Source organism: Belnapia sp. AC561 (assembly GCF_979252845.1).
The window spans coordinates 198907-218254 of record NZ_CEEDBP010000002.1; the positions used below are offsets into that span (position 1 = coordinate 198907).

The window sequence follows — 19348 nt, forward strand, 5'->3', positions numbered from 1 at the left end:
AGCACGCCCCGGTCAGGCCTCGAACAGCGCCTTGATCGCGGCGGGGTCCACCGCCTCGATGGTCGCCGGGCTCCAGCTCGGGGTGCTGCCCTTGTCCACCAGCACGCTGCGGACGCCCTCGCGGAAGTCCGGGTGGCGGTTGACCACGTTGCGGCCGAGCGCGAGCTCCATCTCCAGGCATTCGTCGAGGCTCGCCCTGGCGCCGCGCTGGAGCAGCTCCAGCGAGGCGCAGAGGCTGGTCGGCGACATGCGGCGGAGGATCTTGGTCTGCTCCGCCGCCCAGTCGGTGCCCTCGGCGGCGAGCGCCGCGAGGATGGCGGGCAGGCTCGCCTGGCCGAAGCAGCGGTCGATGGCGGCGCGATGCGGGGCGAAGCTGGCCTCGGGTGGCGTCTCGGCGAAGCGGTCGACCGCGCCGGCGTCGCCAGTCAACAGGGCCTCCCGCAGGGCGAGCAGCTTCGCCTTGGGGACGAAGTGGCTGGCGAGGCCGGCGTGGACGGAATCGGCGCCGCGCAACCGGGCACCGGTCAGGGCCAGCCAGTTGCCCATGGCGCCGGGCAGCTTCGGCAGGATGTAGCTGGTGCCGACATCGGGGAAGAGCGCGATGGCGGTCTCCGGCATGGCCAGCAGCGCCGTCTCGGTGACGACGACGGGGCGGCCATGGACCGAGACGCCGATGCCGCCGCCCATGCAGACGCCGTCGATGAGCGAGACCCAGGGCTTACCGAGCGTGGCGATGCCGCGGTTGACCCGGTATTCCTCGGCGAAGAAGGCCTCGATGCTGGCCTCGTCGCCGGCGATGGCCTGCTCGCGCACCCGGCGGACGTCGCCGCCGGCGCAGAAGGCCTTGCCGCCAGCGCCCTCGACGATGAAGAGCTTCACCGCCGGGTCGGTGGCCCAGGCATCCAGCGCCGACTGGAAGCCGCGGATCATCGCCAGGTCGAGGGCATTCAGCGTCTTCGGGCGGTTCATCAGCAGGGTGGCGGCGGCGCCCTCGATGCGGGCGATGATCGTCGGCTCGGTTGTTTCGCTCACGCGGCGTTTCCCATCGGATATTCTGGTTTGGGGTAATCCCTGTGGCGCCGCGGATCAATCCTGCCCCTAGGGCCTGCCCCTCGGGCTTGCCTCATTGGCCTGCCCCGCTGGCCTGCCGTGCCGCCAGGGCTGCAACCGTCTGCCCCGCCTGTCGTTGGACCCGGCGACACCGCAACGGGAGAGCATGATGCCGGAGACACGCAGCGACGCCGAGGCCAAGCGCAAGGTCTGGGAGATGGTCAAGGACGTCGAGGTGACGATGATGGTCACCGAAGGCGGCGACGGTCATCTGCGCGGCCGGCCGATGCGCGCGGTGAACAAGGAATTCGACGGCGTGCTGTGGTTCTTCGCCAGCGCCGGCAGCGCGGTGACCGACGAGACCCGCGCCGATGGCCGCGTGCTGCTGGCCTATTCCGATCCGTCCAGCCAGAACTACGTCTCGATCAGCGGTACCGCCACGGTCGTACGCGATCAGGCCAAGCAGAAGTCGCTCTGGAGCGAGCCGATGCGCGTCTGGTTCCCCGGCGGTGCGGAAGACCCCAAGATCGAGCTGATCCGGGTCGAGTGCGAGGGTGCGGAATACTGGGACAGCCCCTCCAGCACGCTGGTTCATGCCTATGGCTACCTGAAGGCGGTGACCACGGGCGAGCCGCCGCATCCGGGCGAGAACGACAAGGTCGACTTCAGCAAGAAGGCCGGCTGAGGTATCTGGCCGGGCGCGATCCGCGCCCGGCCTTGCCGCCTCAGCGCGTCGGCGTCGGCGGCGTGGTGCTGTAGTCGTAGAAGCCCTTGCCGGACTTGCGACCAAGCCAGCCGGCCTCGACGTATTTCGCCAGCAACGGACAGGGCCGGTACTTCGGGTCGCCCAGGCCTTCGTGCAGCACCTTCAGCACGGAATAGAGCGTATCGAGGCCGACGAAATCGGCCAGTTCCAGCGGCCCCATCGGATGGTTGGCACCGAGCTTCATGCCGTTGTCGATGGCGACCACATCGCCCACGCCTTCCATCAGCGCGAAGACCGCCTCGTTCAGCATGGGGCAGAGCACGCGGTTGACGACGAAGGCGGGATAGTCGGCGGCCTCGACCACTGTCTTGCCCATCTTTTCCGCCAGGGCCTTCACCACGCCGACCGTCGCATCCTCGGTGGCGAGGCCGCGGATGACCTCGACCAGCTTCATCATCGGCACCGGGTTGAAGAAGTGCATCCCGACGAAGCGGCCCGGCCGGTCGGTCGCGGCGCCGAGCCGGGTGATGGGAATGGAGGAGGTGTTGGAGGCGAGGATCGCATCCGGCTTCAGCACCGGGCAGAGGCTGGCAAAGATCTTCTTCTTGATCTCCTCGTTCTCGGTCGCCGCCTCGATGACGAGGTCGCAATCGGCGAAGCCCGAGAAATCGGTGCCGGTGGTGATGCGGGCCAGCGCGGCTTCCTTGGCGCCGGCGGGGATGCCGCCCTTCGATGCCTGGCGGTCCAGGTTCTTGCCGATGGTCGCCAGCGCCTTCTCCAGCGCCGCCGGGTTCACATCCACCAGCACCACCGGCACGCCCGAGAGCGCCGCCACATGGGCGATGCCATTGCCCATCAGCCCGGCGCCGATCACGCCCAGCGTCTTCACATCCGCCATTGCCACCATCCCCATATGAAAAGGGCCGCCCGACGCACCTAGTGGCGTCGGACGGCCCGTTCGTCTGCGTCGAAAGCCCTACTTCTTGGCCAGCTCGGCCTCGAATTCCGGCATCACCTTGAACAGGTCGCCGACCAGGCCGTAGTCGGCCACCGAGAAGATCGGCGCCTCCTCGTCCTTGTTGATGGCGACGATGACCTTGCTGTCCTTCATGCCCGCCAGATGCTGGATGGCGCCCGAGATGCCGACCGCGATGTAGAGGTCCGGCGCCACGATCTTGCCGGTCTGGCCGACCTGGTGGTCGTTCGGCGCATAGCCGGCATCGACCGCGGCGCGCGAGGCACCGACGGCGGCGCCGAGCTTGTCGGCGACGCTCTCGATGATGTGGAAATTCTCCGAGCTGCCCATGGCGCGGCCGCCGGAGACGACAATCTTCGCGGCCGTCAGCTCGGGCCGCTCGGACTTGGCGATCTCGGCGCCGAGGAAGGTCGAGAGCGCCGGGTCATCGCCCTTCGGCGCGGCCTCGACGGAGGCGCTGCCGCCCGTCGCGGGTGCCGGGTCGAAGCTGGCGGCGCGGACGGTGATGACCTTCTTGGCATCGGCCGACTTCACCGTCGCCATCGCATTGCCGGCATAGATCGGCCGCACGAAGGTATCGGCATCGACCACGCCGGAGATGTCCGAGATCACCTGCACGTCGAGCAGCGCGGCGACGCGCGGCATGACGTTCTTGCCGGCGGCCGAGGCCGGGGCCAGCAGGTGGGAATACTCGGGCGCCATCGAGACCAGCAGGGCCGAAACCGGCTCCGCCAGACCATTGGCATAGAGCGCATCCTCGCTCAGCAGCACCTTGGCGACGCCGGCGACCTTGGCGGCGCTTTCGGCGGCGGCGGCGCTGCCCAGCACCAGCACCGTGACATCGCCGAGCTTCGCCGCGGCGGCGACGGCGCTGCGGGTCGGCTGGGTGACGGCCGATCCATCATGGTCGGCAAGAATGAGAACGGCCATCCTCAGATCACCTTCGCTTCGTTGCGGAGCTTGTCGACCAGTTCGGTCACCGAGCCGACCTTCTTGCCGGCCTGGCGCTTCGGCGGCTCCTCGACCTTCAGCACGGTCAGCCGCGGCGTCACGTCGACGCCGAGATCGCCCGGCTTCATGTTCTCGATCGGCTTCTTCCGCGCCTTCATGATGTTCGGCAGCGAGGCGTAGCGGGGCTCGTTCAGCCGCAGGTCGGTGGTCACGATGGCCGGCAGCTTGAGCTGCAGGCGCTCGAGGCCGCCATCGACCTCGCGCGTCACCTTCAGGCCGCCGTCCTCGGACTCGACCTTGCTGGCATAGGTGCCCTGGGGCCAGCCCATCAGCGCCGCCAGCATCTGGCCGGTGGCATTCATGTCGTCGTCGATGGCCTGCTTGCCGAGGATGACGAGCTGCGGGCTCTCCTTCTCGATCACCGCCTTCAGCAGCTTGGCGACCGCGAGCGGTTCCAGGATGCCGTCATGCTCGATCAGGATGCCGCGATCGGCGCCCATGGCCAGCGCCGTGCGGATCTGCTCGGCACAGGCGGCGGGACCGGCGGAGACGGCGATGATCTCGGTGGCGATGCCCTTTTCCTTCAGGCGCACCGCTTCCTCGACCGCAATCTCGTCGAAGGGGTTCATGGACATCTTGACGTTGGCCGTCTCGACGCCGGTATGGTCCGCCTTGACGCGAACCTTCACGTTGTAATCGACGACCCGCTTGACGGGGACGAGCAGCTTCATCGCCTCTGCCGTTTCCTGCGTGCTGTTGCTGTTTCCCCAGGCGCCCCTTGCGGGCGCCGGGGCCGGCCCAGGGGGGCGGCACGATCATGCCCCTTGCTGCCGGTCTCCCTCGATACTGCCCAGGGTTACCCCTGGGAAATGGCGCGGCAAAATAGGTCGGGCCACGCACCCCTGTCAAAGCAGCCCCGCGCCGTCGTCAGCCGCGGGACACGGCCAGCAGCAGGGCGAAGAGCAGCAGGGTGATGCCCTGGATGACGACGCGCCAGCGCATGAGCAGGTTGGATCGTTCCCCGCTGCCATCGCCTTTGGCGAGGCCCAGCATGCCGCCGAACAGGGTTCCCAACGTGGCGAGCATGCCGAGCGCGACCAGAACGGTCAGGATGGTCTTCATTTCCTCCACTTAGACGCATGGCGGGAAGTTGCAATCCCGCGCGCGGAGGGGCTCGGTGCTTGACCCAAGGCAGGCGATGGGGTTGCTGCCGGAGCCATGAGCTTGTTTCGCACCCTGCCCGCCCTGCTGATCCTGATCGCCGGCCTGGCCGGTCCTGGCCCGACACGGGCGCAGCCGGCTGGACCAGGCGGCCAGCAAAGACCGGTCAGCAGCCTGAATTCGGCCGATATCGAAAGGCTGACCTCGCTGCTGCAGAATGAGGCGCGGCGGGCCGAATTCCTGCGGACGCTGGAAGCCCTGGCGGAGGCCAGCCGGGCGCAGGCGGGCACCGCCGGCGAGGGATCGGTGCCGCCGATGCCGGTCGCGGCCGCTCCGGCGACTGCCGCGCCGGCACCGGTTGTCAGCGCCGCGGCCGAGGGCGCGGAAGCCAGCCCGCCGCCACCGGCTCGGGCGGCGGCCGCTCCGGCGCCTGCCGCTGCCCCGGCACCTGCCTCGGCACCTGCCCCGGCGGCGGGTGCTGCATCCGCCCCTGCGGCCCCCGCTCCAGCCCCGGCCGCCGCACCGGCAGCCCCTGCCCCGGCGGCGGAGGCACCGGCGGCCGATCCCCTGATCGCCCCCAATACCCTCGGGGCCCAGTTGCTCAGCGGCCTGTCCGGGCGGATCGGCATCATCTCCGATACGATGCTCAAGGCCGTGCAATCCATGGCCGACCTCCCCGCGCTCTGGGAGGCGACGACGCAGCTGGCGCAGGACCCGGTGGCGCGGACCCGCCTGCTGGATGCCGCCTGGAAGCTGCTGCTGCTGATCGGCTTCGGCCTGGCGGTGGAGGCGGTGCTGGTGCGGGCCCTCGCCCGGACCCGGCGCTGGCTCGATGCGGTGGCGCCGCCGGTGGATGCGGAAGGCGGCGTCGCGCCGCTGACCTGGCTGAAGCGGCTGCCGCTGCTGCTCGGCCGGCTGCTGCTGGACCTGGTGCCGATCGCCGGCTTCGCCGTGGCGGTCTACGGGCTGTTCGGGCTGGTTAATCCCTTGCCGACCACCCGGCTGGTCGGGCTGATGATGGCCCATGCCTACATGGGCGCGCGGGCGGCCTTCGTCCTGGCCCGGGTGCTGCTCTCGCCGGCCTCGAACCACCTGCGGCTGATCCCCTGCTCGGATGCGGCGGCGGCGGCCAGCATCGGCTGGCTGCGGCGGCTGATGCTGGTGGGCGTCGGCGGCTATACCCTGGCGGAAGCGGGGCTGTTCCTCGGCCTGCCCTGGGCCGCCTATGACGCCATCCTGAACGTCACCCTGCTGGTGATCTCGCTGCTTCTGGTACGGCTGGTGCTGCAGCAGCGGGAGGCGGTGGCCGATTTCCTCCGGGCCAGTCCGCTGGGCCCGGATGAGGTTCCGGACCAGACCCGCCTGATGCTCCGCGGGGCACGGGACCGGCTGGCCGAGATCTGGCACGTCCTCGTCATCCTCTGGCTTGTGGCATCCTGGGTGGTCTGGGCGCTGGCGCTGGAGAACGGCTTCCAGCGGCTGCTCTGGGGCACGGTCCTGACCCTGCTGGTGGTCGGTCTGGCAAAGGCGCTGGACGAGGGCTTCATCCGGCTGACCGACCACCTGCTGAACCCGAGCCCGGACCTGGCCAAGCGCTGGCCGGGGCTGCCGTCCCGGGCGGCGACCTATGTGCCGCCGGTGCGGGCGGGTGTTTCGGTCCTGCTGGGCCTCGCGGTGCTGGTGCTGCTGCTGGAGACCTGGGGGCTGCATTCGCTGGACTGGTTCGCCCGGGGCACCCTCGGCAACCGGTTGGTGGAAACGCTGTTCAACATCCTCTGCACCCTGGTGCTGGGGCTGGTGATCTGGGAGGTGGCGAATTCCTCCATCCAGCTGCGGCTCTCACGCCTGTCGCGGGACAGCCATGCGGCGCGCAGCGCCCGGGTGCGGACCCTGCTGCCGATGCTGCGGACGGTGATCGGGGTCTTCATCCTGGTCTTCGTGGTGCTGAATGCGCTGTCGCAGCTCGGGGTGAACGTGGCGCCGCTGCTGGCCGGTGCCGGCGTGGTCGGCCTGGCCATCGGTTTCGGCTCGCAGACCCTGGTGAAGGACATCATCACCGGCGTCTTCCTGCTGCTGGAGGATGCGGTCGCGGTTGGCGATTCGGTGAATGTCGGTGGCAAGGGCGGCGTGGTCGAGCATCTGTCGATCCGCTCGATCAAGCTGCGGGACGGCGACGGCTCGATCCATATCGTGCCCTTCTCGACCGTGACGACGGTGACCAACAGCACCCGCGACTTCGCCTTCGCCATGGCGGATGTCCTGGTCTCCTACGAGACCAATACCGACGAGGCAGGGGCGGCGATCAAGGCGATCGTGGCCGAGATGCGGACCGAGCCGCGCTTCGAGCGGGCGATCCGCGACGAATTCGACTTCTGGGGGGTGGACAACCTCGGCCAGGTCGGCGTGCTGCTGCGCGGCCGGGTGCGGACCGAGCCGACCCAGCGCTGGCCGGTGCAGCGGGAGCTGCTGCGGCGGGTGAAGCGGAAGTTCGAGGAGCTGGGAATCGACATCCCGCATCAGCCGCTGGGGCCGCTGGAGCGATCCTCGAAGGGGAAGGCCGAGGCGCCGGGCTGAGGATACGGGAACCGACGCCCGGCCGCCGCGCTCTCCGCCAGGGATCATCGCAGCGTCCTGGCGGAGAAGAGCATGTCCGGAACCCTGGTCGAGACCATCGCCAAACCGGCCTATCGCGGCCGCATCAGCGACCGGAACCTGGGGCTGGGCCTGGCGGTGACGGCGGGTGCGGTGCTTGCGTCGGCCCTGGTGTCGGCGCGGTATTCGCCTGCCCCGCATCATCCGCGCATCCGCTCTGATTACGAGCGGCTGGAGAAGCCGCCCTTCAACCCGCCCGACAAGGCCTTCGTGGTCTGGTTGCCGCTCTATGGTGCCCTGACCCTTTCGGGCTGGCGCATCTGGAATTCGCCGCGGCTTGCGGTGCGGGACCGGGCGCTGGGTCATTGGTTCGGCATCCAGGCGCTGAACGCCCTGTGGATGTGGCTGGGCTTCGGCCAGCGCCGGCGTGGCGCGGCCACCGTGGAAGCGGTGGTGACGGTGGCCAATGCGGTTGCCTATGTGGCGACCGCCCGGCGCATCGACCCGCCGGCGGCGGCCCTGGCGGTGCCCTATGCCGCCTGGATCGGCTTCGCGGCGCTGCTCAGCGAGGAGTTGTGGCGGCGGAACCGCTGAGGGTCTTCGTCATGAAGACCCGGGCGAAGCCCTTTTCCTGCCGCCGCCCGGTTTCGGCATAGCCGCGGCGGGCATAGAGCGCGATGTTCCGTTCCATCAGCACGTTGGTATAGAGCCGGACCTCCGCCAGGCCGCGCCTGCGGGCCTCGGCTTCGACGAAATCCAGCAGGACCCGGCCGTCGCCCTTCCCCTGCCGCGCCGGGTCGATGGCGATGTTGTCGAGCATGAGGTGGTCGGCGTCCTGTTCGAGCACGACCAGGCCAGCGATGGTGCCCTCGGCCTCCAGCACCCAGGCTTGGCCGGCGGCGATGCGGGCGGCGTAGTCGTCCTGCATCGGGAAGGGCCGCCGCCCGACGATCGGCACCCAGGGCCCATAGGCGGCCTCGACGATGGCGGCGAGGCGGGGGGCTTCCTCGGGCCGCGCCGGGCGGATGCTCACACCGCCGTCCCGCCCACCGTCAGCCCGGCCAGCTTCAGGGTCGGCTGGCCGACGCCGACCGGGACGCCCTGGCCCTGCTTGCCGCAGGTGCCGATGCCGGCATCCAGCGCCATGTCGTTGCCGACCATGGTCACCTTGGTCAGGCTGTCCGGCCCGTTGCCGATCAGGGTCGCGCCCTTCACCGGGGCGCCGAGCTTGCCGTCCTCGATCAGGTAGGCCTCCGACGCCGAGAAGACGAACTTGCCCGAGGTGATGTCGACCTGCCCGCCGCCGAAATTCACGGCGTAGAGACCCTTCTTGACCCCGCGCAGGATCTCCTCCGGCGCATGGGCACCGCCGAGCATGACGGTATTGGTCATGCGCGGCATCGGGATATGGGCATAGCTCTGACGCCGACCGTTGCCGGTCGGGTCCATGCCCATGAGCCGGGCATTCTGCCGGTCCTGCAGGAAGCCGACCAGGATGCCGTCCTCGATCAGCACGGTGCGGTGGCTCGGCGTGCCCTCGTCGTCCACGGTGAGCGAACCGCGGCGGTCCGGCATGGTGCCGTCGTCGATCACCGTGACGCCGGGCGAGGCGACGCGCTGGCCCAGCAGGCCGGCGAAGGCGCTGGTCTTCTTGCGGTTGAAGTCGCCCTCCAACCCATGCCCGATCGCCTCGTGCAGCAGGATCCCGGGCCAGCCCGGGCCGAGCACCACCTCCATCTCCCCGGCCGGGGCCGGGACGCTGTCGAGGTTGACCAGCGCCTGGCGCAGCGCCTCGTCGACCGCGCCGTGCCAGACCTGCTCGGTGAGGATGCGGCCGTATTCGAAGCGGCCGCCGAGACCGTGGCTGCCGGTCTCCCGCCGGCCGTCCTGCTCGACCACCACCGCCACGTTGAGGCGGACCAGCGGGCGGATATCGGCGACGCGGGTGCCGTCGGCGCGGAGGATCTGCACAGCCTGCCATTCCCCGAAGATCGAGGCCATGACCTGCTTCACCCGCGGGTCGCGGGCCCGGGCGAAGGCATCGATCTCGCCGAGCAGCGCGGTCTTGGCGCCGAAGTCGAGCAGGGTCAGCGGGTTGCCGTCGCCATAGAGGCGCGCATTGGTGGCGCGGGGGGCCAGGTCCAGCGTGCCGGAATAGCCCTGCCGCACGGCGCCCACGGTTTCCGCCGCCCGTTTCAGGGCGGCCTCGGTCATCTCGCCGGAATGGGCATAGCCGGCCGCCTCGCCGGCGACCGCGCGCAGGCCGAAGCCCCGCGTCGCATCGAAGGTGGCGGAGCGGATGCGGCCATCATCGAGCGAGATGCCCTCGCTCTCGCGGTATTCGAGGAAGAGCTCCCCATCCTCGGCTCCGGCCAGGGCGGACTGCACCAGGGTTTCGGTCGCGGCGCGGTCGAGCTGGTCATCGGCGAAGAACAGGCGGTCGGTGACCGAAAGCGGCGTGTCGAGCGGCATGGTATGGCTCCAATCAATCGGCCAGCAGGCGGGCTTTCGGGATACGCAGGACCGCGGTCGTGCCGGCGCCGGGGGCGCTTTCCAGGCCCAGCGTGGCCCCTTGGGCCTCCGCCAGCGCCCGGGACAGATATAGGCCGAGGCCCGAGCCGGGGAAGCGGCGGGACAGCGATGAATCCAATTGGGTGAAGGCTTCGAAGGCGCGGGGGATATCGGCAGGCGCCATGCCGATGCCGGTATCGGTCACCCGCATCACCAGGTCGCCTTCCGGCTCCACCGCCGCCCCCAGGGTGACGGAACCGCCGCTGGGCGTGAACTTCACCGCATTGGCGACCAGGTTCAGCAGCACCTGGCGTAGCCGCAGCTCATCCGCCCGGACCAGCGGCAGGATGGGCGGCAGCTGGGCCTGGATGGTGACGCCGGCGGTTGCCGCGGTCGCCTGCATCACCCGCATGACCCCTTCGGCCACGCCGCCGATATCGACCCGGCCCTCGGTGATGGCGAAGCCGGTGGTCTCGGACCGGGTCACGTCCAGGATGTCGTCGATGAGGGACAGCAGGTGGCGCCCCGCCTCATGGATGGACTGCACGTATTCCCGGCCGCGCACCGGGTCGCGGTCCACCATGAAGGCCTCGGAGAAGCCGATGACGGCGTTCAGCGGCGTCCGCAGCTCATGGCTCATCGTCGCCAGGAAGCGGGACTTGGCCTTGTTCGCCGCCTCCGCCGCATCGCGCGCGCGCTCCAGCTCGGCGCGGGCGCGCTGCTCATCGCTGATGTCCCGGTAGCTGCGGATATAGCCGGCGTCGCCGGCACGGTCGGTGGTGATCTCGATGATCCGGTTGCCCGCCAGCCTCCGTTGCCGCACGCAGGGCACGGGCCAGGGCCGGTCGTTCGGCACCAGGGTGAGGGCATCGGCCAGCGTCTCGGCATCAAAATAGCCGGCCGCGGCCTGGTCGGCGATGATGGCCTGGATATGGCGGCCCGGACGCAGCGCCTCGTTCGGCAGGCCGTTCAATGCTGCGGCATTGCCGTTGGCCGCCAGCACCATGCCATCGGCATCGAAGAGCACGATGCCCTGGCGGCTGTTGTCCAGCATGGCCTGGAGGATGCCGGCGCGGTGCCGCAGCGCCTGTTCCGCGTCCACCAGCGCGGAGATATCGGCCGAGGTGACGACGAAGCCGCCGTCCGGCGTCGGGTCCGAGGTGATCTCGAGGATGCGGCCATCGGCATTCTGCCGGATGTAGCGGGCCGGCCGGCTGCGATCCATCTCGCGCGCCATGCGCCCGACCGCCTGCGCATCGCCGCCGATGGCGCCGAGCGCCATCTGCTCGTCGATCAAGGCCTCGAGCGAGCGGCCCCTGCGCAGGTCGCCAGGGGCATGGCCGCCGAATTCCGCAGCCAGGGCATTGGCCGCGATCACCCGGCGGTCCGGCCCGTAGTAGCAGATGCCGTGCCGGATATTGTCGAGCATCACCTGCAGGACATCGGCCCTTTCGCGGGCCTCGGCCTCGGCCCGGGTCAGGGCGGTGACATCGCTGTAGGTGGCGACGAAGCCGCCATCCGGGGTGGGATCGGCGATGATCTCGATGACCCGGCCATCCGGGCCTTGCCGGCTGCGCCGCAAGGGCCGGGAGTAGTCGTCCTCGACCGCCGCCCGCATCGCCTCGGCCGGGAAGGCCCCGGCCGCGACGATGTCGGCGGCGATATCCGCCAGGGCCCGGCCCGGCACCAGCGCGGCTGCGGACACGCCGTTGAATTCCGCCGTCAGCGCATTGGCGGTGACGAGCCTGCGGTCGCGGTCGAACAGAGCGATGCCATGCCGCATGCTGTCGAGCATGAGCTGCAGCAGGGCGGCGCGATCGGCTGCGGCGCCCTGCGCCTCCAGCAGCTCGGTCACATCGGAATGGATGACGATGAAGCCGCCATCGGGCGTGGGGCTGGAGGAGACCTCGAGGATGCGGCCCTTCGGGGTGCGGCGGATGTAGCGCGCCGGCTCGCCCTGGCAGAGGGTGCGGCCAAGCCGCAGGGCGGCCGCGGTTGCCTCGGCATCGCCGAAGCTGCCCTGGGTGGCCTGCCGCTGCAGCAATTCCTCGAAGGTCACGCCGATCTTCACCACCAGCGGCGCATTCTCGGTCAGGTCATCGACCAGGTTGTTGAAGGCGATGAGGCGGTGGTCCGGGCCGAAGTAGCGGATGCCATGCCGCAGGTTGTCGAGCATGACCTGCAGCACGCCGGCACGGGTGGAGGCTTCCGCCTTGGCGGCTTCCAGGTCGGTGACGTCGGTATGGGTGACGACGAAGCCGCCATCCGGCGTGGGGTCGGAACCGATATCGAGCATCCGCCCGTCTGGCAGCCGGCGCTGGTAGCGGATGGCCTTGCGGCGATCGAGGCCGATGACTTCGGCGGCGATCCGGGCCGCCTCCGGGTCGGGGCCGAAGAAGCCGAGGACGCGCTGCTCGCAGACCAGATCCTCGAACAGCACGCCCGGCCGCTCATGCAGGTTCGGCAGGCCATGCTGCGGCCCGGCGAGGCGATTGGCGACGACCAACCGGCGGTCCGGGCCATACATGGCGATGCCGTGATGCACATTGTCCATGGTGACCTGCAGCGTCGCCGCGCGCTGCCTGGCTTCAGCCTCCGCCTGCGCCTGGGCGGTGACATCGGTGAAGGTGACGACGAAGCCGCCTTCCGGCGTCGGGTCGCTGAAGACCTCGACCACCCGGCCGTCCGGCATCTTCCGGGTACGCCGCCAGCACAGGCTGCGATCGGCGGCGAGCAGGTGATCGCGCGTCGCCGAGGCCTCCGGCTCCGGCCCGTACATGCCGCGGGCATGGTGCTCCCGCACCTGCTCCTCCAGCAGGATGCCCGGCCGCAACTCCTCGGCGCTGAGGCCGCCGATCTCGGTTGCCAGGGCATTGGCGGCGAGCAGCCGGTGATCCGGGCCAAAGAGCATGATGCCATGCCGCATGGTATCGAGCGCGGCCTGCAGCATCGCGGCGCGGCTTCGTGCCGCCGTCTCGGCGGCGACGAGGGCGGTGATGTCGCTGAAGGTGATGGCGAAGCCGCCATCCGGCGTCGGGTCCGAATGCACCTCGATCATCCGGCCGTCCGAGGCTTCCCGGCGGTAGTGCTGCGGCTGGCGCCGGTCGAGCGACAGCAGGCGCTCGACCTCGGCTTCCGGATTCCTGCCCAGGCCGCCCATCGCCGCCTGGTGCCGCACCACCTCCGCGAAGCTGACGCCCGGACGGACCTGCTCCTCGGTGGTGCCGCTGATGACCGTGGTGAGGCGGTTCACCGCGATGAGCCGGTGGTCCGGGCCATAGAGCGCGATGCCGTGGCGGATGGTGCTGAGCATCACCGCCTGGATCTGGGCCTGCTGCTTGGCCTCGGCCTCGGCCCGGGCCAGGGCGGTGATATCGGACAGGGTGATGACGAAGCCGCCATCGGGCATGGGAGCGGAGGCGACTTCCACCATCCGGCCAGCCGGGGCGGGGCGGATATAGCGCAGCGGACGGCTCCGGTCCGCCCCCAGCGCCAGCGCCCGGTATTCGCGGTCGAGGTTGATGTCGCCGGTCGCCGCGCCGGGCGCCTGGGTCGCCAGCAATTCCTCGAGGCTGCTGCCCGGCTGCAATTCTCCGGGGGCATAGCCGGCCAGGTCCTCGACCAGCCGGTTGGCCGCCATCAGCCGGTGGTCCGCCCCAAACAGCGCCACGCCGGTCCCCATGTTCTCGATCATCGCCTGGAGCGTGGCGGCCCTTTGCTCGGCTGCGGCCTCGGCCCGGGCAAGGGCGGTGACATCCGTCCAGGACATGACGAAGCCGCCATCCGGCGTCGGATCGGAGAGGGCCTCGACCACCCGGCCATCCGGCAAGGTGCGACGGGATTGGTGCGGCCGGCTGCGGTCCCGGCCGCTGGCGTGGATCTCCGCATCACTCGACTCGAAGACGCCGCGGCGGAGCCGGATGGCATTCAGCTCGGTGACGGACATGCCCGGCCTGCCGTCGCCCGGTTGCAGCCCGGCCAGGTCGGTCGCCAGGGCATTCGCCATGATGAGTCGATGGTCCGAGCCGAAAAAGGCGATGCCGTGCCGCATCGTGTCCTGCATGGTCTGCAGCAATGCCGCACGATCCCGCGCCTCCGCCTCGGCGGTGACCAGGGCGGTGATGTCGGTGAAGGTGATCACCCGGCCACCCTGACGGGTCGGCTCCGCCACGATTTCCACGATACGGTCGTTGGCCAGTCGCCGGCGTTCCCGGGTGGGAATGCGGGGGTCGCGGCGCATCAGTTCCTGCAGCCGCGCCTCGCCGGCCTCGCCCGGACCGAGGCTCCCGCGCGCCAGTTGCAGCCGCAGCAATTCCTCCCGCGTGCGGCCGGGGGCGAGTTCATCGGGCGGCTGGCCACAGATGTCAGCAGCCTGGGCATTGGCGATCAGCAGGCGTCCATCGGGGCCATAGATCAGGCAGCCGTGCCGCATCGCTTCCAGCGCCGCGGTCAGCGTGGCGGTGCGTTCCTCGGCTGCCGCCTCGGCGCGCGCCCGGGCGGTGATGTCGGTATAGGTCACGACGAAGCCGCCATCCGGGGTCGGGTCGGAGGTGACCTCGATCACCTTCCCGGCCGGGTTGGTGCGCTGGTAGCGGATGGGCTGGCGTCGATCGAGCGCCTTGATCCGTGCGACCTCCGCCGCGGCGGCGGCACCGGCGCCGAAGACGCCGTCGCTGGCCTGGGAGTCGACGACATCCTCGAACAGGGCGCCGAACAGCGGATAATGCTTCGGCACCCCGCTGAGCCGCCCGGCCAGGCGGTTCATCGTGATCAGACGGCGGTCCGGCCCGTAATAGGCGATGCCGTGGCGCATGTGGTCCTGCATGGCCTGCATCTGCGCCGCCTGGCGGCGGGCGGCCGCCTCAGCCTGGGCCTGCCGGGTCACCTCGACATGGGTGATGATGAAGCCGCCATCCGGCGTCGGGTCAGACCTGACCTCGATGATGCGGCCATCCGGGCGGGTCCGGGTATAGCTGCTGGACTGGGATCTTTCGGTGCCGAGGGCCTGCAACGCCGTGGCACGGTCCTCGGGACTGGCGAATTCGGCGCTGGCCAGCAGGTCGCTGACCAGTTCGGCATGGCTGCGTCCGAGTTGCAGGGCGGCCGGGGGCAGGCCCGACAGGTCCGCGGTCAGCGCATTGGCGAGGCGCAGCCTGGCATCCGGCCCGAAGACCAGGATGCCGTGGCGCAGGTTGTCGAGCGTGGCGTGCAGCATCTCGGCCTGGTCGCGCAAGGCGGCCTCCGCCTCGGCATGCGCGGTGACGTCGCTGAAGGTGACGACGAAACCGCCGCCGGGGGCGGGCGTGGAGGCGACTTCGACCACCGTCCCATCCGGCCGCCGGCGGGTAAGGCTCGAGGGCCGGCGGCGATCGAGGGCCAGGGCCCGGCTGACGATGGCCGCCGCATCCTCGCCCTGGCCGAATTCGCCGTTTGCTGCCTGGGCATGGATCAGCGTGGCGATATGCTCCCCCCGGCGGAGCATGCCGGGGTCGAGCCCGGCGATGCGGCTGGCGAGCCGGTTGGCGATGACCAGCCGGCCCTCGGAATCAAAGAGGGCGATCCCATGCCGCATGCTGTCGAGCATGAGCTGGGCCAGTCCCTCCTCCCCGATAACGGCCTCCCCCGAGGCAGCCTGTGGCGCGGCGGGCGGCTCGGTCATAGTCTGGTTTCCGGCGGGCGGAGGCCGTTCAGCGCGAGCAGGGCCATGCCGAGGACCAGCACGGCGCAGGCCTGGTGCAGGGTGCCCAGCCAGACCGGCACCACCGCGAGCAGGGTGGCGACGCCGAGCGCGTATTGCAGCAGCACGGCGGCACCGAGGCCGAGGCAGGCGCTGCGGGCGAAGCCCGGGGCGAGCCGCCGCGCCGCGGTGAAGGCGGCGCCCAGCGCGGCGAGGCCGGCCAGGGTCGCCAGCAGGCGGTGGTTGAACTGCACCGTGGCGATATTGGTGGTGAGGTTGGTCCAGCCCGGGGATAGCCGCCAATAGCCGTCCGGCACCACGGCACCGGCCATCAGCGGAAAGGTGTTGTAGTCCAGACCGGCCCGGTTGCCGGCGACGAAGCCGCCGGCGAGCATGGCGCCGACCAGCAGCCAAGCCGCGGCCTTGACCTGCCGGCGGAGCCCGGCGAAGCCCGGCTCGGCACTGGCCGGGCGGGGCCGCAGCAGGCCGAGGCCGGTCCAGGTGAGCGCGGCGAAGAGCAGCAGCGCCAGGCCCAGATGCATGACGAGGCGATAGGGGGAGACGGCGGTGCGGTCGGCCTCGAAGCCCGAGGCGACCATGAACCAGCCGACCGCGCCCTGCAGCCCGCCCAGCACCAGCAGCCCGAGCAATCGGGGCTTGAGCCCGGCGGGGATGCGGCCGCGGAGCCAGAACCAGGCCAGCGGCAGCGCATAGGCGAGGCCGATCAGCCGGCCCCAGAAGCGGTGGATCCATTCCAGCCAGAAGATCTGCTTGAAGCCTTCGATCCCGAAGCCCTGGTTGACCAGCTCGTATTGCGGAATCGTGCGGTAGAGCTGGTACAGCCGGTTCCACTCGGCATCCGAGACCGGCGGCAGCGCCCCCGAGAGCGGCGCCCATTCCATGATCGAGAGGCCGGAGCCGGTGAGCCTGGTCGCACCACCGATGGCGACCATGGCCCAGACCATGCCGGCGACGCCGAGCAGCCAGAGGGCGATCGCGCGGGGCGCGGCGCCCGTGCTGGAGGGCGCGCGGGACTGGGAGCTTGGGGGGGCATCGAAGGGCATGGGCAAGAGTATAGGCAGCCTCGGCGAATCCGACACCAATCGAAGCTGCAGGGCAGATGCTTGCCGGCAGGGCCACTGGCTGCTACCGCGTCGCCGCGATGCACATGCACCCCGAAGCGACCGGCGCCGCCGCGTCCCCCCTGATTTCGGTGGTGATCCCCGTGCGCAACGAGGCCCCGAATATCGCGCCCCTGGTGGCCGAGATCGAGGCGGCGCTGGCCGGGGTGGCGCATGAGATCGTCTATGTCGACGACGGCTCCTCGGACGCGACGCCGGCGGCGCTGCAGGAGGCGGCCCGGACCGCGCCGCTGCGGCACCTGCGGCATCGGACCAGTTGCGGTCAATCGGCGGCCGTCATCACCGGAGTGAAGGCGGCACGCGGCACCTGGATCGCCACCCTCGACGGGGATGGGCAGAACGACCCGGCGGATATTCCGCGGCTGCTGGCCCGGGCGCAGGAAGGCGGCGCGGCGATGCTGGTCGCCGGGCACCGGGTGACGCGGCGGGACAGCTGGATCAAGCGGCGCTCCAGCCGGGCCGCCAACCGGATCCGCGCCCGGCTGCTGGGCGATGCGACGCCGGATACCGGCTGCGGGCTGAAGGTCTTTCCCCGCGCGCTGTTCCTGGCACTGCCGCACTTCGACCACATGCACCGCTTCCTGCCGGCGCTGGTGCTGCGCCAGGGCGGGCAGGTGGTGAGCGAGCCGGTGAACCACCGGCCGCGGACGCGGGGTGCTTCCAACTACGGCACCTTGGACCGGTTGGCGGTGAGCCTGTTCGACCTGATGGGCGTCGCCTGGCTGCAGCGGCGGGGCTCGAGGCCGGTGCTGGAGGAGTGAGCGCCAAAGCCGGGGCGCTCGGCAAGCTGCTGCTGCTGGCGGCCGGGCTGGTGGTGGCGGGGCTGCTGCTGCGTTGGCTGGGCGCGGCGCTCGGCACCGAATGGGTGGACCAAAACATCCGCGGCCAGGGGCTCTGGGGGGAGGCGATCTTCCTGCTGGTCGGCACGGTAGCCACCGCCGTCGGCGCGCCGCGGCAGGGGATCGCCTTCCTCGGCGGCTATGCCTTCGGCGCGGTGGCCGGCACCGGGCTGGCGCTCGCCGGGCAGTTGCTGGGCTGCGCCCTATCCTTCGGCTGGGCCCGGCTGGTCGGGCGGGGCTGGGCGGAGCGCCGGCTGGCGGGGCGCTTCGGACGGCGGCTGCGGCCCTTGCGGGATACGCTGGCGGCCAGTCCCTTCGGGGCCACGCTCGCGCTGCGGCTTCTGCCGGTGGGCAACAACCTGGCGCTGAACCTGCTGGCCGGGATGGCGAGCATCCCGCTGCTGCCCTTCCTCGCCGCCTCGGCCTTCGGCTACCTGCCGCAGACGCTGGTCTTCGCGTTGCTGGGCAAAGGGGTGCGGGTCGATGGGGCCTGGCAGCTCGGGCTTTCGGCCGTGCTGCTGCTGGGTTCGGTCGGGATCGGCTTCTGGCTGCTGCGGCGGCACCGGGCGGGGCAGGCCCTGGAGGAGTGAGGCCGGCCCCGCGCCGGCCTCAATGCAGCACGAACTGCCCGTTGGCGTAGCGCAGCTCGGTCGGGCGGATCAGCGCCGGCGAAGCCACGCGGACGGAGTGCAGCGGACCCTCGATCTCGCGGCGCCAGAACTCGAGGAACTTGGACAGCTCGGGGAAGACCGGGGCCCGGTCGATCTTCTGCCAGACGAAGGTCTGCAGCACGCCGGGATGGTCGGGCATGTGATAGAGAATCTCGGCGGTGGTAAGCCGCCAATCCGGGATTTGGACGAAGCGTTCCAGGGTCTGCAGCACGCGCTTATCCTTTCGCTGGCCTCTCGCTGATGCACCGCCGTTCGGCGGGCGATTCCTCCGTGGTTGCAGCGCGGAGCTTGCCATGGGGATGCCGGGGGGCCGCAACAAAATTGTGGTATTTCAGTATGTTGGCACTCGGGCATGAGGGCTGCTGCCAAGGAGGAGGTGATGGCGATGGTGATCGATCCCGCGATCGACATGCTCGGCGTGGTGGATGTGCAGCCCTGCTTCATGCCGGGCGGGGCGCTGGCGGTGGCCGATGGCGATGCGGTGGTGCCGGCGGTGAACCGGCTGCTGACCGGGCCCTTCCGACATGCCTTCGCCACCCAGGACTGGCATCCGCCCGGGCACTCCTCCTTCGCCAGTTCCCATCCGGGGCGGCAGGCCTTCGAGACCATCGCCATGCCCTATGGCCCGCAGACGCTTTGGCCGGACCATGCCATCCAGGGCACCATTGAGGCGGCGCTGCATCCGGGGCTCGACCAGGGGCGGATCGAGCTGGTGGTGCGGAAGGGATTCCGCCGCGAGGTCGATAGCTACTCGGCCTTCTTCGAGAATGACCGGGTGACCGGCACCGGGCTCGAGGCCTGGCTGCGGGCGCGTGGGGTGGCGCGGCTGTTCCTCTGCGGCCTGGCGACGGATTACTGCGTGGCCTTCTCGGCCGAGGATGCGGCGCGGCTGGGCTTCGCGGTCTTCGTCATCGAGGATGCCTGCCGCGGGATCGGGCTGCCGCTGCCGGGCGGCGGGGATAGCCTCGGCGCGGCCCGGGCGCGGCTGGCGGCGGCGGGAGTTCACGTCATCGGGTCGGGTGACCTCGCCGGCTGACATGGATCAACCCGCGGGCTGACATGGATCAACCCG

At 70.5% G+C, this 19348-nt stretch carries 16 protein-coding genes; 6 read left to right on the forward strand and 10 right to left on the reverse strand.

What is annotated here, in order from left to right:
- Positions 1-12: 12 nt before the first annotated feature.
- Positions 13-1032 carry an enoyl-CoA hydratase/isomerase family protein gene (locus AC0IW9_RS02650; RefSeq protein ID WP_471646655.1) on the reverse strand — a complete coding sequence of 340 codons (1020 nt, stop codon included), beginning with the start codon at positions 1030-1032 and terminating at the stop codon, positions 13-15.
- 187 nt (positions 1033-1219) lie between these two features.
- Between AC0IW9_RS02650 and AC0IW9_RS02655 the strand changes: the two genes are divergently transcribed.
- Positions 1220-1735 carry a pyridoxamine 5'-phosphate oxidase family protein gene (locus AC0IW9_RS02655; RefSeq protein ID WP_471646656.1) on the forward strand — a complete coding sequence of 172 codons (516 nt, stop codon included), beginning with the start codon at positions 1220-1222 and terminating at the stop codon, positions 1733-1735.
- Positions 1736-1775: 40 nt separating this feature from the next.
- On the opposite strand, the gene AC0IW9_RS02660 is transcribed toward AC0IW9_RS02655, so the two are convergent.
- From AC0IW9_RS02660 to AC0IW9_RS02675, 4 genes are all read right to left on the reverse strand, one after another.
- Positions 1776-2654: a 3-hydroxybutyryl-CoA dehydrogenase gene (locus AC0IW9_RS02660; RefSeq protein WP_471646657.1), complete on the reverse strand. Its 879-nt coding sequence runs from the start codon at positions 2652-2654 to the stop codon at positions 1776-1778.
- Between the two features lie 78 nt (positions 2655-2732).
- Positions 2733-3662, reverse strand: a complete 930-nt coding sequence (locus AC0IW9_RS02665) for an electron transfer flavoprotein subunit alpha/FixB family protein (RefSeq protein WP_471646658.1) — start codon at positions 3660-3662, stop codon at positions 2733-2735.
- Positions 3663-3664: 2 nt separating this feature from the next.
- The gene (locus AC0IW9_RS02670) at positions 3665-4414 is read right to left on the reverse strand and encodes an electron transfer flavoprotein subunit beta/FixA family protein (RefSeq protein WP_471646659.1); all 750 of its coding nucleotides are present in this window, start codon (positions 4412-4414) and stop codon (positions 3665-3667) included.
- A gap of 196 nt (positions 4415-4610) precedes the next feature.
- The gene (locus tag AC0IW9_RS02675; RefSeq protein WP_471646660.1) at positions 4611-4805 is read right to left on the reverse strand and encodes a twin transmembrane helix small protein; all 195 of its coding nucleotides are present in this window, start codon (positions 4803-4805) and stop codon (positions 4611-4613) included.
- 102 nt (positions 4806-4907) lie between these two features.
- Here AC0IW9_RS02675 and AC0IW9_RS02680 point away from each other — a divergent pair, with 102 nt between their 5' ends.
- Together AC0IW9_RS02680 and AC0IW9_RS02685 are read left to right on the forward strand one after the other, a co-directional pair.
- Positions 4908-7418, forward strand: coding sequence for a mechanosensitive ion channel domain-containing protein (locus tag AC0IW9_RS02680; protein WP_471646661.1), 2511 nt, complete (start codon positions 4908-4910; stop codon positions 7416-7418).
- 72 nt (positions 7419-7490) lie between these two features.
- Positions 7491-8030, forward strand: a complete 540-nt coding sequence (locus AC0IW9_RS02685) for a TspO/MBR family protein (protein WP_471646662.1) — start codon at positions 7491-7493, stop codon at positions 8028-8030.
- Here the strand turns inward: AC0IW9_RS02685 and AC0IW9_RS02690 are convergent.
- From AC0IW9_RS02690 to AC0IW9_RS02705, 4 genes are read right to left on the reverse strand one after another with little or no spacing between them, the layout of a single operon-like run.
- Positions 7999-8469 (reverse strand): GNAT family N-acetyltransferase, encoded by a 471-nt coding sequence (locus AC0IW9_RS02690; protein ID WP_471646663.1) that lies wholly within the window; start codon positions 8467-8469, stop codon positions 7999-8001. The two genes, AC0IW9_RS02685 and AC0IW9_RS02690, sit on opposite strands and share 32 nt — an antisense overlap.
- Entirely contained in the window at positions 8466-9908 is a 1443-nt protein-coding gene (gene tldD, locus AC0IW9_RS02695; RefSeq protein ID WP_471646664.1) for a metalloprotease TldD, read from the reverse strand. The genes AC0IW9_RS02690 and tldD overlap by 4 nt, the downstream gene beginning before the upstream one ends.
- A 13-nt stretch (positions 9909-9921) precedes the next feature.
- The gene (locus tag AC0IW9_RS02700) at positions 9922-15606 is read right to left on the reverse strand and encodes a PAS-domain containing protein (RefSeq protein WP_471646665.1); all 5685 of its coding nucleotides are present in this window, start codon (positions 15604-15606) and stop codon (positions 9922-9924) included.
- Positions 15603-16688, reverse strand: coding sequence for a COX15/CtaA family protein (locus AC0IW9_RS02705; RefSeq protein ID WP_471646666.1), 1086 nt, complete (start codon positions 16686-16688; stop codon positions 15603-15605). Before AC0IW9_RS02705 ends, AC0IW9_RS02700 begins: the two co-directional genes overlap by 4 nt.
- A 98-nt stretch (positions 16689-16786) precedes the next feature.
- Here AC0IW9_RS02705 and AC0IW9_RS02710 point away from each other — a divergent pair, with 98 nt between their 5' ends.
- Both AC0IW9_RS02710 and AC0IW9_RS02715 read left to right on the forward strand, forming a co-directional pair.
- Positions 16787-17527 carry a glycosyltransferase family 2 protein gene (locus tag AC0IW9_RS02710; RefSeq protein WP_471646728.1) on the forward strand — a complete coding sequence of 247 codons (741 nt, stop codon included), beginning with the start codon at positions 16787-16789 and terminating at the stop codon, positions 17525-17527.
- The gene (locus AC0IW9_RS02715) at positions 17524-18195 is read left to right on the forward strand and encodes a TVP38/TMEM64 family protein (protein WP_471646667.1); all 672 of its coding nucleotides are present in this window, start codon (positions 17524-17526) and stop codon (positions 18193-18195) included. Before AC0IW9_RS02710 ends, AC0IW9_RS02715 begins: the two co-directional genes overlap by 4 nt.
- Positions 18196-18214: 19 nt before the next feature.
- On the opposite strand, the gene AC0IW9_RS02720 is transcribed toward AC0IW9_RS02715, so the two are convergent.
- On the reverse strand, positions 18215-18487 hold the full coding sequence (locus AC0IW9_RS02720) for an usg protein (RefSeq protein WP_471646668.1): 273 nt from the start codon (positions 18485-18487) through the stop codon (positions 18215-18217).
- 141 nt (positions 18488-18628) lie between these two features.
- On the opposite strand from AC0IW9_RS02720, the gene pncA reads away from it, so the two are divergent.
- A complete protein-coding gene (gene pncA / locus AC0IW9_RS02725) occupies positions 18629-19312 on the forward strand; it encodes a bifunctional nicotinamidase/pyrazinamidase (protein WP_471646669.1) in 684 nt (227 codons plus the stop codon).
- Positions 19313-19348: the final 36 nt, after the last annotated feature.